The sequence below is a fragment of the Bacillus lumedeiriae genome, from assembly GCF_044891285.1.
Lineage (GTDB): Bacteria > Bacillota > Bacilli > Bacillales > Domibacillaceae > Pseudobacillus > Pseudobacillus lumedeiriae.
The window spans coordinates 600,902-615,292 of sequence record NZ_JAUIYO010000001.1; the positions used below are offsets into that span (position 1 = coordinate 600,902).

A 14,391-nucleotide genomic window follows, 5' to 3' on the forward strand; every position below is an offset into this window, starting at 1 on the left:
CTTGATTAATATACGTTCATTCATTATTTAACATAAAGTACAGTTAGCGAAATGTATGAACAATAAAAAGGTTACATGCCTATCACAGTTAGAGCATGCTGCGCGTTTAACAGAACATCTGTCCCAAAAGAATAAGCTTTAGGACAGATTGTGAATTATTAAAGCAGCTCCGAAAATTCATCCTTTGTTGTGCTTTTCGGCAAATAAACAGTTTCCATATTTTGAACGGCTTCTTCTATCATTTGTTGGAAGTCAACGAAGCTTTCAAAGCGTTGCACTTTCTCAAGCTTTGGCCGTGTTTTTGGTGATGGCGGCGTAAAAATCGTACAACAGTCTTCGTAAGGAAGAATAGAAATATCATGCGTGCCGATTTTTTTGGCCACATCAATAATATCCAGTTTATCCGCCGCAATCAGCGGCCGCAAAATCGGAGTAGATGTAACATCGTTAATTGCCTGCATGCTCTCCAGCGTCTGACTCGCTACTTGTCCAAGACTTTCCCCGGTTACAATGGCAAGCCCCCCACATTTCTGACGGATCCGATCGGCGATAACGAGCATCATTCTTCTTGTCGATGTCATCGTATAATTTTCCGGCACTTGTTCCTGGATTTTTTGCTGAATAGCTGTAAACGGAACGATATGGAGCTTCATTTCCGCCCCGAACTCTGTCAGCCGCTCCGCTAGGTCGATCACTTTTTGCTTCGCCCGCTCACTCGTGTAAGGGGGACTATGAAAGTGAATGGCCTCAATTTCGACTCCTCTTTTCATCATAAAGTAGCCGGCTACAGGACTATCGATTCCGCCAGAAAGCAGCAGCATCGCCTTTCCGCTGGCTCCTGATGGCAATCCAGCAGCCCCTGCATACTTTTCACATGATAAAAAGACACCTTTTTCCCGAACCTCTACGAGCAAATTAATATCAGGGTTCTTTACGTCCACTTTCAAATCTTCCATATTTCTAAGGACATGGCTGCCGATCGCATAATTGATTTCATTTGTGTCTAATTCAAACCGCTTATCAGAGCGGCGGGTAGAGACTTTAAACGTTTTTCCTGAGCTGAAATTCCGCTTTACAAGTTCCAGCGCAGCAGCCTTCATTTCCTCAATCTCTTGATCTGTACGGACAACCGGGCTGAATGACTGGATGCCAAATATACGGCCCAGCCGACCTTTTACCGCTTCAAATGGCGTGCCGTTTAAATGGATAAACATTCGGTCGCGTCCTAATTCAATTTTTATTTCATCATAATCCCTTAATAGATGCAAAATACTCTTTTTCAATTTATTGATAAATTGATTGCGGTTGCGCCCTTTCGTAGAAAGTTCACCATACCGGATTAATATGCGATCATAATTCATTGCTGCCACCTCTATACTCTCGTTAAATTTGGAATGGTTTCTTTTAATAGACGGATAAAGCTTCGAGCTTCTTCCATTGTATTTTCATAAGACAAACTAAGTCTGATACTGCTGTCAGCTTCTTCTCTCGACACACCCATTGCCGTCAGAACTGCACTCGTTTTCTTTTGTTTGGAAGAGCAGGCGCTTGTCGTTGACAAATAGCATCCCTTTTCCTCAAGCGCATGAATGAGAACTTCTCCTTTCATTCCCGCGATCGAAAAATTCAATATATGCGGCGCACATCCTTCTTCGGGTGTGTGGATGACCGTGCCATCTATTTGTTTCAGCTCAGTGCGTAAAAACAACTGGATTTCTTTCATCATATCAATGTGTTCTTTCCGCTTTTCTTCTGTTAAACGCAGCGCTTTCGCCATTGCCGCCAAGCCGCCTGTGTTTTCTGTGCCGCTTCGCCAGCCACTTTCTTGATTGCCTCCAGATAAAAGGGAAGATAGTTTAATTTGCTTTTTTTTATATAACACACCATTCCCTTTCAACCCATGAAATTTATGCGCAGACAAGGAGCAAAGATCAATTCCCTCTAGATCTAACCCAACTTTTCCACGTCCTTGAACATCATCCACATGAAATAAAGCCCTTGGATATTCTCGTAACAGCCTGCTGATTTGTTTCACCGGCTGAATGGTTCCCGTTTCGTTATTCACATGCATGATGGATACGATAATCGTTTCATTTGTAAGGGTCTGTTCCAGCTCTTTTACAGAGACCCTTCCTTCCTTATCTACTGGCAAATAAGTCACGCGAAATCCAACATCCTCAAGCTGACGGCATGCGTTTATGACAGAAGGATGCTCCGTCTGTTGGGTAATAATATGATTCCCGCGGTGCCTATTGGCGAGAGCCGCTCCTTTTAATGCTAAATTATTTGATTCCGTACCGCCTGATGTAAAAATAATCTCCTCCGGCTCGGCCCCCACAAGCGAAGCGATTTGTTTGCGGGCTTCTGTCAGCAATCGTTCTGCTTGCACACCTAGATGGTGAAGCGATGATGGATTGCCAAAAAACTGTTCATTTACCTTTACAAAGGCGGACAAGGCTTCTTTATATGGTCTTGTCGTTGCGCTATTATCAAAATAGATCATGTTCGCACCTGCTTCATTTCAGTTTGTTCAACTATTTATCTTAACATAGCTGCTTTTTGAAGGAAACTTCGCACAAAAAAAAAGCCCCGGCTTGATTGACACCCAATCTGCCGAGGCCGTATCGTTTACTTTTTATTCATCATGTCCTCAAGCTGCTTTAAACCTTTCGGATCGACTTTGTCGATAGCGGTGGCCGCTTCTTCAAGTGCAGAACGGTAATCATAGTTTCTAAAAGCAAGTTCCGCCTGTTGAAGCTGACTGCTAATGGACGGGTTGGAACGCTTGTATCGATTTCCATATTGAATAATACGTTCTGCCAACTCCGCCTGATCAATGACTTCTACTGTTTTACGCTCAAGGCTGTTTACAGAAGAAACTGCTTCGTCCAATTTCCCTTGAACCGCCTTCATATTCAGCGGCTTTTCATTTAATGCCTGTACGACGGCAGCGATGCGCTCTGTCGTTTCCTCCGTTATGGATTGATAAAAGTCCGGGACGCCGGGTATATTGCTTTTGTCAATCTGACGAAAAATGTCTTTAATTTTTTTACGAAGTTGATTTAAGTTTTCGCGTGCATCCATTTCATCCTTACGAAGCGTTTTTAAAAAATGACTAAAGCTCGTTTGTTCTTTTTGCAGCTCTTCCAATTGTTTCTGGATTTCTTCCAATTCTTCGTGTAAAAAAGAATAGGCCGTATTTTGCTCTGTAATTCTCGCCTCCAGTAAATCATATCTTTTTCCGAGACGAAAAATGTCTTCTTCCAGTTTCCGAGGGATGATCCACTCTTCCTCCGCCAATTGATAGCTTAAGCGCACGTGTTCAGTCTCTGCCTGTAAATCTTCGTTAGCCGTTCTCACGCCTTCCAGCTGATCTCTCGTTTGCTGATCATTTCTTGTGAGAAAGTGTTTCGCCTCTACTTCTTTCTCGAGCAAATCGTAGAAAAATTCAATATTTTCTTTCACATCTTGAATTCCAGCCTCTACTTCATTCGTTTCTGTCTTGATAATAAATTCTTTATAAAGAGAAAGCTGTTCACGTAAGCTTTTGATTTCTTTTTCAACCTGTAAATGTTCGAGCAAATAACCTTTTTGCACCATCTCTTTGTAGCCAGACTCAATTTCATTCAACTGTGACGGCAGCAAGTTAGATACTTCAGCCATCAGAACCGGAATTTTTTCCATTTTGTGCACTATATGATTCATATCATCCGAAAGTTTCAAGATCACTTCCCTAGCTGCCAAATAGTTTCCTTCAATGGTTTGTGCTTCAAACTTTTCAAACTTGGAAGATAATGAGTTAAGCTGTTCCTCAAGCACAGGAGCTGCCTTGCTGAATGTGTGACGGTGAGCAAGGAGCTGCTTCTTCGCTGCCCGCTGCATGGCTTTCAGCTCCTCGCTTTCTTCGCGGTTGCTTTCTTCGCTGCCAATCAACTCATTCAGTTCGGCCAAAATGCCGTCCACTTTCTCTTCCGACTCTTCCAGATTCTGGTTGATCTCTTCGTTGATTTCTTTCGCTTTTCCAAACCGAAATTGATCTGTACGCTCCTCTGATTCAAACAGCTTCTCCTCTACTTGTGCCAAATCGACAGTGAGTACTTCATCCCAAGTTTGACGCCAACGTTCAAACAGCTCCTCTGTCTGTCCAGTCATATTAAGCCGCTTTACCTTCGAGAGCTCATCCGTCACCGGACGGTGCATAATCTCTATTTTCCTCTTTTCCAACGCATCAATTTCTTTGTATATTTTTTTTCTATTAAAATAGGCAATAATTAATAGAATAGCTGCCATTAAGACTACAGCAATGATGAATTTCATCGTAAGCCTCCTGTTCTCCTACCTGCAAAAATAAGCGTTCCATCTATTTAAAGTCGTGTATTATACAAATTTCGCTCAATTATTAATAATGATACCATAGTATGTGACATTTTTTGACGACAAAAATTGTTTTTTTTAAGCTCCCTTCTAAATTTTTTGATACACTTAAAATACGGTTATTTTTTCAGGGAGGAAATGTTGATGAAAAGAGACGGACATATCCATACACCCTTTTGTCCTCACGGGACGAAAGATACGTTAGACAGCTATATTGAAGAAGCAATCAATCAAGGTTTTTCTCAGCTGACATTCACTGAGCATGCTCCTTTACCTGCCTGTTTTATAGACAGCACCCCTACGCGCGACAGCGGAATGAATCCAGATTTCTTAGATGCTTATTTCTCATCCTTGCAGCGTGTAAAACGAGAGTATGCGGCTGATTTAACTATACAAATTGGACTTGAAGTTGATTATATTGAAGGCTTTGAAAAAGAAACGGCTGCCTTCTTAAATGAATACGGTCCGCTTCTGGATGATTCGATTTTGTCTGTTCATTTTTTAAAAAGGCTTGCAAACTGGTACTGCCTGGACTATAGTGCCGATTTATTTGGGGAAATGACAGAGATTTTCGGATCAACAGGGGCCGTGTATAAAACGTATTTCGAAACAGTAAAGCGCTCGATTGAAGCGGACCTCGGCTCCTTTAAACCCAAGCGAATCGGGCATATAACACTCGTACATAAGTTCCAAAAGCGGTTCCCTTGTGAAAGAGATTTCAGTATGGAAATAGATGGACTGCTGCAGTTAATAAAGAAAAACGGCTATGAACTTGATTTTAACGGAGCCGGTCTTATCAAGCCGTTATGCTGTGAGTCTTACCCGCCGCCCGCCATTGCCCAAAAAGCAAAAGAAATGGGTATTCCACTCATATACGGATCAGATGCCCATCAAGCGAAAGACATCGGCCAGGGCTTTAAGGATATGCCGCTTCTCCATCATAACTGATTTATTTGTTCATAAAAGGCGGACACAACCTCTTTTTTGTATGGTTCTTTAAACTTGCCCGTTCTAGGCGCTTTGCTTTCTGCGGGGTCTCACATGCTCGCTTTCCCCGCAGAAGTCTTCGTGCCTTCCACTACAATCAACCCGATAAAAAATAATCATTTGATTATTTCTAAAAAACAAATAAAGACTGACCCTAAAAAGCCGCTTGTAACGACCTTTTGAGTCAGCCTCTTTTCAAATTGGAACTGAAATTCATTTTACGCCGGTCTATACACAGCATTGGCCTAATGACACTTTATTTTTTCCCGTTCTTTTCGCTTCGTATAAAGCAGCATCTGCACAATTAAACAGATGCTTTCGGGAATCCGGATGCTCTTTGGACCAGTAGGAAACCCCACAGGAAATCGTAACAGCCGGCTTTGTGTTTGTCTCTACTTCCTTCACAAGTTTGTCAGCCAGCTCTCTTCCTTCTTCAATGGAACCATTAGGCAAATAAACAGCCAGCTCTTCTCCCCCCCAGCGGGCAGCAATCTGTTCGTTTTGGACATACGCTTGTACAATCTGTGCCACTTGAATAAGAACTTTGTCTCCAGTCTCATGTCCATATGTGTCATTGATGACTTTAAAATCATCAATATCGATCAGAAGAAAGACACCCGCTTCGTCTGTTTCAGTAGATGTCCGGAGTGTTTGATCCAGGTAACTTCTTGAATACAATTTCGTCAAATGATCAGTGACTACCATTTTCTCTAATTCTTCGCGCAGCAGAGCATTCGCTAAAGCGAGTGTAGAGTGACGAATAAGAGATTGCAGCAGTTTATACATTTCAAAAGTAAAGCCATAAGATTTATTTTTGACCACGAGACAAAAACCTTTCATCTCTTCTCCCAGCTCCATAGGTACAGCCATCATCGTATGGCCTGCTAAATCACACTTTTCTATCTTATCTGCCAGATTCCCTATAAAAAACGCCTCTTTTTCCTTTCGGAGCTTGTTGGAAGCAAAGCGAATCAGTTCTTCCCCTTCTTGTTTATAGAAAAACGAACTGCTTCCTGCCATTACTTTCGTTGTTTGTTCGTTAAAAAAAATAAAGCCAACCGCACATGCATGAAAAGAATGAATAATTTTTAATCTTAAAAAGTTAGTAATATCTAAAAAATTAGAGCTGGAATTGACCCGATGGGATGTGTCATTAATCAGCCGTAAATCTTCATTCAACTTCCGCGATTGATGATACAGTCCTGCTTTTTCAATGGCATTGCCGCCTGCACTGGCAACCATCCGGATAAACTTTTGCTCCTGCTTGGAGATCGCTTCTCCCTTGGGAAGTTTCACCTGCAGCACACCGTATACCCCCTGCTTGCCAATGAGGGGAGCATATAAAATACCATTGACATCATCCACTTGAACCGTGCCATTCGTATAAGACACCATCCCCTCCTCGCTTACTTTATCAAAATCAAAATGGCTGACTGGCATGCCAGTATAAGTACCCTCCATCGTCATCAGAAAGTGGTACGAGTATAAAGGGAAAATCCGTTGCAATGTCGCGGCAATTTCCTTTAACACAAACTCAATGTTCATCGAAGAATGAAATTTTCCCGTTACGTTAAACAGCTCTTTATATCGTGCGACGCTTGCTCTCATTTCGTACATATTATGCGCCCACTCCATTAGACGGCTGCTTTCTTCTGTAAAAAATAACAAATCCTCTTCTTCAAGATCGGCTAGTACCTCTTTATTTACCTTCATAAACAAATACATCTCTTTATCAATCAATCTCACCCCAAAATTGTATAAAGGAGAGACTGGCCAATCTGTTTGTCCGCCTGTATAAAGAAGATATGGCTTTGCAAAAGCATGCTCTGCTTTTTTCTGTTCCTCGAAGGTCCATTTCACTTCTGTTAGGCTGCCGGTACCAAACAACTGCACATGTTTCGTACGAAATTGGCTGCCGACAAGGAAAAGCCATTCCTCCCTAAAGCGCTCCACATCAAATAAGGAGCCTCGGAAACTAATCATCAAGTCGTACAATAACACTTTAAAACTCGCTGTCCACTTGCTTTCATAACGCTGACTCATGTAGTAACCACCTGCCATTCTAATTGGACAATCCTGTTGTTTTCTCACCTCAAAGACTAACCATTATACTTAATGGAAATATTTCAATAATAACCAATTATATCAATGTTAGGTTAATTATACCATAAGGGATGTATGCGTTATAATAATAAAGACCTATACAACTCCCTATATCTTCAACATAGACTTATATCTTTCCTTGACAGAACAACTAGTAAATTATATACTATTCCTTGTGTAAAATAATTGCAGCCTATGTGAGCACCTTTATGTGCCCATTTTGTTCCTTTGCAATCTATTTGCAAATGGTGTATCGCGTAACCCCTTGCTGCTGGGGCGATGGTACATGAAAATAAAATGGCCTGATTGCTGTTTCACCGGTTTTTATTTTACAACAAAATAAAAACATTAAAGGAGGAGCTATATTATGGCTCGCTATACTGGCCCAAGCTGGAAAATTTCCCGCCGCCTTGGAATCTCTCTAAGCGGTACAGGTAAAGAATTAGAAAAACGTCCTTACGCACCTGGACAACACGGTCCTAACCAACGTAAAAAATTGTCTGAATATGGACTACAATTACAAGAGAAGCAAAAACTTCGTCACATGTACGGTGTAAACGAGCGCCAATTTAAGAACTTGTTCGTAAAAGCTGGTAAAATGAAAGGCGTTTACGGCGAAAACTTCATGATCCTTCTTGAAGGCCGCTTAGACAACCTTGTTTACCGTCTTGGCTTAGCCCGCACTCGCCGCCAAGCTCGTCAGCTTGTAAACCATGGTCATATTGTTGTTGATGGCCGTCGCGTAGACATCCCATCTTACCAAGTAAAACCAGGTCAAACAATCGGTGTTCGTGAAAAATCAAGAAACTTTACAATCGTTAAAGAAGCGGTTGAAGTGAACAACTTCGTACCTGATTATTTAACATTTGATGCTGACAAATTAGAAGGCACATTCACTCGCCTTCCAGAACGTTCTGAGCTTCCAGCTGAGATCGACGAAGCACTTATCGTAGAGTTCTACTCTCGTTAATAAGAAACCTCTACTCAACAAGTTCCATTTGCCCTGCAAATGGAACTTGTTATTTTTATGCCCACATATTCATTAAATGAAGCGAATGCTCCAAAAGTATAACTTTTACAGTCATTCTCTTTTCTCACAGGAGTCTTCAGACCTTCCTCTACAATCAACTCAGTGAAAAATCAATCCTTTAAATTTTCCTTAAAAAAACTGACCCTAAAAAGTCGTTTTGAACGATTTTTTAGGGTCAGCCTCTCTTTTCATTAAATAACAACAGATCAATGTCTCATTACTTATAATTTGATCGCTTATTTATATTTAATTAAGTAATATTTCTTCTTCCCGCGGCGGATCACCGTGAAGCGTCCGTCCATCTTATCTGTATCAGATAGCGTATAGGCAGTATCGGTTACTTTGTCACCATTAATAGAAACAGCACCGTTTTGGATATCTTCCCGTGCCTGGCGTTTGGATGAAGAAATACCGGCCGCTACAAGCACATCTACTAGTCCTGCTTCTGCGTCACTTTCCTGTTCAAATGACGGCACGTCTTTAAATCCTTGTTCAATTTCTGCAGCCGTTAAACTCTTTACATCACCGCTGAACAAAGCAGCTGTAATTTTCTGTGCTTGTTCAAGCGCCTCGTTTCCATGAATTAAACGCGTCATTTCCTCAGCAAGCGCTTTTTGTGCCCGGCGTAAATGCGGCTCTTCTTGAACAGCTTTTTCAAGTTCCTCAATCGTTTCAGGTGTCAAGAATGTGAAAATTTTCAAGTATTTAACAACATCAGCATCGGCCGTGTTAATCCAGAACTGATAAAACTCATACGGAGATGTTTTCTCTGGATCAAGCCAGATCGCGCCGCTCTCCGTTTTTCCAAACTTCGTACCGTCTGCTTTTGTCACGAGTGGAATCGTTAATCCGAATGCTTTATCACTTTCCGATTTCATTTTACGAATTAATTCTAATCCAGTCGTAATGTTCCCCCACTGATCACTGCCTCCAATTTGCATTTTGCAGTTATGGTTTTCATACAAATGAAAGAAGTCCATCGCCTGTAAAATCGTATACGTAAACTCTGTAAATGAGATTCCTGTATCTAATCGGGAAGCGATTGTATCTTTCGCCAGCATGTAGTTGACACCAACGTGCTTACCGAAATCACGCAGGAACGTCACGATATCCATCGAGCCTGCCCAGTCATAGTTATTGACAAGCTTAGCGCCATTCTCTCCTTCAAAATTAAAAATTTGCTTCAGCTGCTTTTGAATGCAAGCAACGTTATGCTGTACCATTTCAAGCGTCTGTAGTTTTCTCTCTTCTTTCTTTCCGCTTGGATCGCCAATCAGACCCGTTGCTCCACCGACGAGAACGATCGGACGATGCCCGTTATTTTGAAAGCGCCGCAGCGTTAGAAACGGCAGCAGGTGACCAATATGCATACTGTCCGCTGTCGGATCGACACCACAGTAAAGAGATACTTGTTCTTTTTCTAATAGTTCTTTAATGCCTTCCTCATCCGTTTGCTGATAAATAATTCCCCGCCATTGCAGTTCTTCTATTAGATTCATTGGTTGTCTTCCTTTCTTTTTTCCTCACTGTTTTTGCACAAAATAAAAACGCCCCTGCCATCACTGCAGGGACGCATAAATTCGCGCGGTACCACCCAAGCTTGAGAAAGTTCTTCTCCACTCATTCCAATAACGGTTTTATCCGTTTGCTGCTACTCCGATCGTTCACAGCAAAAGCTCCAGGAGGTAATTCGTTCAACTATTTGTACCGGTTCCCACCAGCCACCGGCTCTCTTCAAAACAGGGATAGCGAACTACTGAATCCTTTCAACGCTTAGATATGTAAATGTATAGAACACATTATAAACAGATAAGAACACAAAAGTCAAATATGCTTTTCATCAAGGCGAATTAAACTCGCTTGTTGGCTTCCGCTATAGGCACTTGCTTTCCATGGACAGTCCGGGAGCCTCCTCGTCGCTATCGCTCCTTACGCTCCAATTAACAAAGAGGTAAAATCAACCATAGTCATTAACAAAGCCTTCATCAAAAATTGGCTTTGAAACAACTAGTATAGTGTTTCAAAGCCGATCATCTCTTCGTGCGTTAATCCTCCATCGTTGATAAATCACCTGTCGGAAGATCCAGCTCCCACGCCTTCAAGACGCGGCGCATGATTTTTCCACTGCGCGTTTTTGGCAGCTTGTCCCGGAATTCAATTTCGCGCGGTGCGGCATGAGCAGCGAGTCCTGTTTTTACAAATTGGCGAATGTCTTCTTTTAGCTCTTCTGTCGGCTCATATCCCTCTTGGAGAGCGACAAATGCCTTAATAATTTCCCCGCGCACTGGATCTGGTTTGCCGATGACCCCAGCTTCGTTAACAGCTGGATGTTCGATGAGTTTGCTCTCGACTTCAAACGGTCCTACCCGCTCCCCGGCTGTCATAATTACATCATCAACACGGCCTTGGAACCAGAAATAACCGTCCTCGTCCATATAAGCTGAATCTCCAGAGACATACCAATCACCAGGCATAAAGTAAGATTCATATTTTGCAGGATTGTTCCAAACAGCAGCCATCATGGCTGGCCAGCCTTTCTTAATGGCAAGGTTCCCCATCCTGTTTGGAGGCAGCTCATTCCCACGATCATCCACAATCGCAGCTTGTACGCCTGGAACTGGTTTTCCCATAGATCCCGGACGAATATCCATCGATGGATAATTACAAATAATGTGAGCACCCGTTTCCGTCATCCACCATGTATCATGAATACGGAGATTAAACACTTTCATCCCCCAGCGAATGACTTCCGGATTAAGCGGTTCACCTACGCTCAAGATATGGCGAAGTGAGCTTAAGTCAAACTTTTTCACCACTTCATCTCCCGCTCCCATTAACATGCGGAACGCAGTCGGCGCACTGTACCAAATCGTCACTTTATAATCTTCAAGTGTTTGATACCATGTTTCCGGTTTAAAGCGTCCTCCAACAACGACATTAGTCGTTCCTGTCAGCCAAGGACCGAAAATACCATAGGATGTACCTGTAACCCAGCCTGGATCGGCCGTACACCAATAGACATCCTCTTCTTGTAAGTCAAGCACCCATTTAGCTGTCATATATTGCTGAACCATTGCCTGTTGTACGTGCAATACTCCCTTAGGCTTGCCTGTCGAGCCAGAAGTATAATGAAGGATCATGCCATCATCAAGATTCATCCATTCGATATCAAACGATGCATCTGCTTCTTTCATTTTCTCTTTAAAATCTACGTATTTATCTCCCGCTGGTATATTGTCTCCAACGAGAAAAATCGTTTGTAATTCAGGCAGATCTTTCACAGGTACGCGATCGAGCAGCTCAGGAGTCGTAATAAGCACCTTGGCTCCACTGTCCTCTAAACGGTCACGAACAGCCCCTTCCATAAAGGCTTCAAAAAGCGGACCGACAATCGCTCCCGCTTTGATTGTACCAAGTACAGCAAAATAGAGTTCCGGCGAACGAGGCATAAATACAAAAACCCTGTCTCCTTTTTCTACCCCTCCAGCTGTTTTTAGCACATTAGCTGCCTTATTCGTGTATTCCTTCATTTCCGCAAATGTATATTTTTCATCTCGGCCGGCGTCTCTATAATAAAGAGCGACCTTTTGTCCGCGTTCAGATTCAGCATGGCGGTCAATCGCCTCATAAGCGATATTTACCTTGCCAGTTTCAGCCCAAGAAAAATGTTTTTCTGCTTCTTTCCAATCAAATGAAGCATATAGTTCGTCATAGTTTTTCAGATTATGCTTTCCTTCTTGTGCTGTCAGCGTTTCCAATTTCATATGACTGAATCCCCCTCATGTAAGTTTCTGTTATTTTATTATATCGTAATTTGATAGTTTTCACAATTTTGAAATAATCATTCATTCTATGAATCTACCTGACTGCTTCAACGTTCATTCATTCTAAAAATTCAGTTAAAAAAGCTTTTTCTCATACGAATTTAGGTATAATACAACTATGGAATGATCTAAGGCGGTGACGTAATGGAACATAAAAAAGAATATCATTCGCAAGAAATAGAGACATCAGAGGGAACGATTGTCGTTGAAGGCCCTGTTTCTTCGGAAGCGTTGGCACATATGACGTTTCATGAAGGGCTGACCGCTTTCCGACAGCCAAAACAGCAGCACCAAGCGATCGTAGAAATTGCTGATCTTCCTGAAGGGCGCATTATTATTGCCCGAAGCGGCGATATAATCGTCGGCTACGTAACATACCTTTATCCTGACCCGCTCGAGAGATGGTCAGAAGCAAAGCTCGACAATTTAATTGAACTGGGAGCAGTAGAAGTTGCTCCTCCTTATCGCGGCGCACAACTTGGCACCAGTATGATTAAACTGTCTATGCTTGATGGCATGATGGAAAACTATATCATCATCACGACCGAATACTATTGGCACTGGGATTTAAAAGGAACCGGATTGAATGTATGGCAATATAGGAAAGTCATGGAAAGAATGATGAACAGCGGCGGCTTAGAATGGTTTGCAACGGATGATCCCGAAATTAGCTCACATCCGGCTAACTGTTTGATGGCACGGATCGGCAGACATGTGGACCAGACATCGATTGAACGATTTGATCAAATCCGCTTTGTGAATCGTTTTATGTATTAACGAAGGGGGATGAATACAATGATAGTAGAGCAAGTCCGTATGCAAATGATGAAGCCGGTCACAATGACTATTGATGTAAAGAAGAAAGGGCATACTGAACTGCGCTTGAATATGCCAGGCATGTTTTTATGAAAAAAGAAGCAATATTCGTCTATTCTGATCAGCTGCTTTCTTATAAATTTTCCAAAGATCATCCTTTTAACCAATTCCGGCTTACGTTAACGATTGACTTGCTAAAAAAAATGGATCGAATTCAAGACAGCGACATGATTCTTCCTCGTATGGCTTCGAGTGAAGAATTGCAGCTTATTCATCATGCTGCCTACATAGAGGCCGTTCACAAAGCAGGCAAGGGAGAATTGGCTCTTGATATCGCCGAAGGATACGGCCTCGGGACAGAGGATACACCGATATTCAAAGACATGCATGAAGCAAGCTCCTTCCTTGTCGGCGGCACACTGACAGCTGCAGACTGGGTGATGCAAGAAAAAGCAGCGCACGCCTTACATATAGGCGGCGGGCTTCACCATGGCTTTCGCGGCAAAGCAGCAGGCTTTTGCATTTATAATGACAGCTCCGTTGCCATTAAATATTTGCAGGAGAAGTATCACGCAAGGGTCCTATACATTGACACGGATGCCCATCATGGCGATGGCGTACAATGGGCCTTTTATGATGATCCGGACGTATGCACCTTTTCTATCCACGAAACGGGGCGCTACCTGTTTCCTGGGACAGGAACGGTTCATGAACGCGGTCAAGGAAAAGGGTACGGTTTTTCATTCAACCTCCCTTTAGACGCGTTTACCGAAGATGATTCCTGGCTCGAATCTTATGAAACAGCTGTATGGGAAATAGCTGATTTTTTCAAACCAGATGTCATCTTGACTCAAAATGGAGCTGACGCCCACTTTTATGATCCGCTCACCCACTTATCCGTCACGATGAAGACGTATCGGCGCATTCCTGAAATTGCTCATCAAATCGCCCATAAATACTGCGACGGGCGCTGGATCGCTGTCGGGGGAGGCGGTTATGACATATGGCGGGTCGTTCCACGGGCCTGGGCGTATATTTGGCTTGTCATGACCAATCAATCCAATGTATCTGGCCCTCTGCCAGCAGAGTGGCTGAAACATTGGAGTGCTAAATCACCCGTGCAGCTGCCTAAAGAATGGGATGATCCTATAGGAGCATATCCCGCTATTCCACGTAAACAAGAAATCGAAGAACAAAACCGTTTAACGATGGAAAAAATGTTATACCCGCTTCGCCAGCAGAAAAAAGGTTGACTCT

10 protein-coding genes and 1 other annotated feature are annotated in these 14,391 nt (G+C 42.6%); of the genes, 4 read left to right on the plus strand and 6 right to left on the minus strand.

Annotation, left to right across the window (positions count from 1 at the left end):
• Positions 1-158: 158 nt before the first annotated feature.
• The 3 genes from thiI to ezrA form a co-directional block, all read right to left on the minus strand.
• Complete coding sequence (gene thiI, locus QYG89_RS03095; RefSeq protein ID WP_404314416.1) at positions 159-1,361, minus strand: tRNA uracil 4-sulfurtransferase ThiI; 1,203 nt, start codon at positions 1,359-1,361, stop codon at positions 159-161.
• 11 nt (positions 1,362-1,372) lie between these two features.
• A complete protein-coding gene (locus QYG89_RS03100) occupies positions 1,373-2,503 on the minus strand; it encodes a cysteine desulfurase family protein (protein ID WP_404314418.1) in 1,131 nt (376 codons plus the stop codon).
• Between the two features lie 125 nt (positions 2,504-2,628).
• Positions 2,629-4,317 (minus strand): septation ring formation regulator EzrA, encoded by a 1,689-nt coding sequence (ezrA, locus tag QYG89_RS03105; RefSeq protein WP_404314420.1) that lies wholly within the window; start codon positions 4,315-4,317, stop codon positions 2,629-2,631.
• A 201-nt stretch (positions 4,318-4,518) separates the two neighbouring features.
• Here ezrA and hisJ point away from each other — a divergent pair, with 201 nt between their 5' ends.
• Entirely contained in the window at positions 4,519-5,322 is an 804-nt protein-coding gene (gene hisJ, locus QYG89_RS03110; RefSeq protein WP_404314422.1) for a histidinol-phosphatase HisJ, read from the plus strand.
• Between the two features lie 267 nt (positions 5,323-5,589).
• Here the strand turns inward: hisJ and QYG89_RS03115 are convergent, their stop codons facing one another.
• Positions 5,590-7,404 carry a sensor domain-containing diguanylate cyclase gene (locus tag QYG89_RS03115; RefSeq protein WP_404314425.1) on the minus strand — a complete coding sequence of 605 codons (1,815 nt, stop codon included), beginning with the start codon at positions 7,402-7,404 and terminating at the stop codon, positions 5,590-5,592.
• Positions 7,405-7,831: 427 nt separating this feature from the next.
• On the opposite strand from QYG89_RS03115, the gene rpsD reads away from it, so the two are divergent.
• Complete coding sequence (gene rpsD, locus QYG89_RS03120) at positions 7,832-8,434, plus strand: 30S ribosomal protein S4 (RefSeq protein ID WP_404314427.1); 603 nt, start codon at positions 7,832-7,834, stop codon at positions 8,432-8,434.
• A 296-nt stretch (positions 8,435-8,730) separates the two neighbouring features.
• Here rpsD and tyrS read toward each other — a convergent pair whose 3' ends face one another.
• Together tyrS and acsA are read right to left on the minus strand one after the other, a co-directional pair.
• Positions 8,731-9,993 (minus strand): tyrosine--tRNA ligase, encoded by a 1,263-nt coding sequence (gene tyrS / locus QYG89_RS03125; RefSeq protein WP_404314429.1) that lies wholly within the window; start codon positions 9,991-9,993, stop codon positions 8,731-8,733.
• 64 nt (positions 9,994-10,057) lie between these two features.
• Positions 10,058-10,273 (minus strand) — a binding site (T-box leader).
• A 266-nt stretch (positions 10,274-10,539) separates the two neighbouring features.
• Complete coding sequence (gene acsA, locus QYG89_RS03130; RefSeq protein ID WP_404314431.1) at positions 10,540-12,258, minus strand: acetate--CoA ligase; 1,719 nt, start codon at positions 12,256-12,258, stop codon at positions 10,540-10,542.
• A 204-nt stretch (positions 12,259-12,462) separates the two neighbouring features.
• On the opposite strand from acsA, the gene QYG89_RS03135 reads away from it, so the two are divergent.
• Positions 12,463-13,095, plus strand: a complete 633-nt coding sequence (locus QYG89_RS03135) for a GNAT family N-acetyltransferase (protein ID WP_404314433.1) — start codon at positions 12,463-12,465, stop codon at positions 13,093-13,095.
• Positions 13,096-13,223: 128 nt separating this feature from the next.
• Positions 13,224-14,387 (plus strand): acetoin utilization protein AcuC, encoded by a 1,164-nt coding sequence (locus tag QYG89_RS03140; protein WP_404314436.1) that lies wholly within the window; start codon positions 13,224-13,226, stop codon positions 14,385-14,387.
• Positions 14,388-14,391 lie beyond the last annotated feature (4 nt).

Excerpts from the sequence above, each read along its gene's own strand:
- rpsD (WP_404314427.1), top strand. The coding sequence starts at position 7,832 with ATGGCTCGCTATACTGGCCCAAGCTGGAAAATTTCCCGCCGCCTTGGA.
- QYG89_RS03100 (WP_404314418.1), bottom strand. The coding sequence starts at position 2,503 with ATGATCTATTTTGATAATAGCGCAACGACAAGACCATATAAAGAAGCC.
- acsA (WP_404314431.1), bottom strand. The coding sequence starts at position 12,258 with ATGAAATTGGAAACGCTGACAGCACAAGAAGGAAAGCATAATCTGAAA.
- QYG89_RS03115 (WP_404314425.1), bottom strand. The coding sequence starts at position 7,404 with ATGAGTCAGCGTTATGAAAGCAAGTGGACAGCGAGTTTTAAAGTGTTA.
- tyrS (WP_404314429.1), bottom strand. The coding sequence starts at position 9,993 with ATGAATCTAATAGAAGAACTGCAATGGCGGGGAATTATTTATCAGCAA.
- QYG89_RS03140 (WP_404314436.1), top strand. The coding sequence starts at position 13,224 with ATGAAAAAAGAAGCAATATTCGTCTATTCTGATCAGCTGCTTTCTTAT.
- thiI (WP_404314416.1), bottom strand. The coding sequence starts at position 1,361 with ATGAATTATGATCGCATATTAATCCGGTATGGTGAACTTTCTACGAAA.
- ezrA (WP_404314420.1), bottom strand. The coding sequence starts at position 4,317 with ATGAAATTCATCATTGCTGTAGTCTTAATGGCAGCTATTCTATTAATT.
- hisJ (WP_404314422.1), top strand. The coding sequence starts at position 4,519 with ATGAAAAGAGACGGACATATCCATACACCCTTTTGTCCTCACGGGACG.
- QYG89_RS03135 (WP_404314433.1), top strand. The coding sequence starts at position 12,463 with ATGGAACATAAAAAAGAATATCATTCGCAAGAAATAGAGACATCAGAG.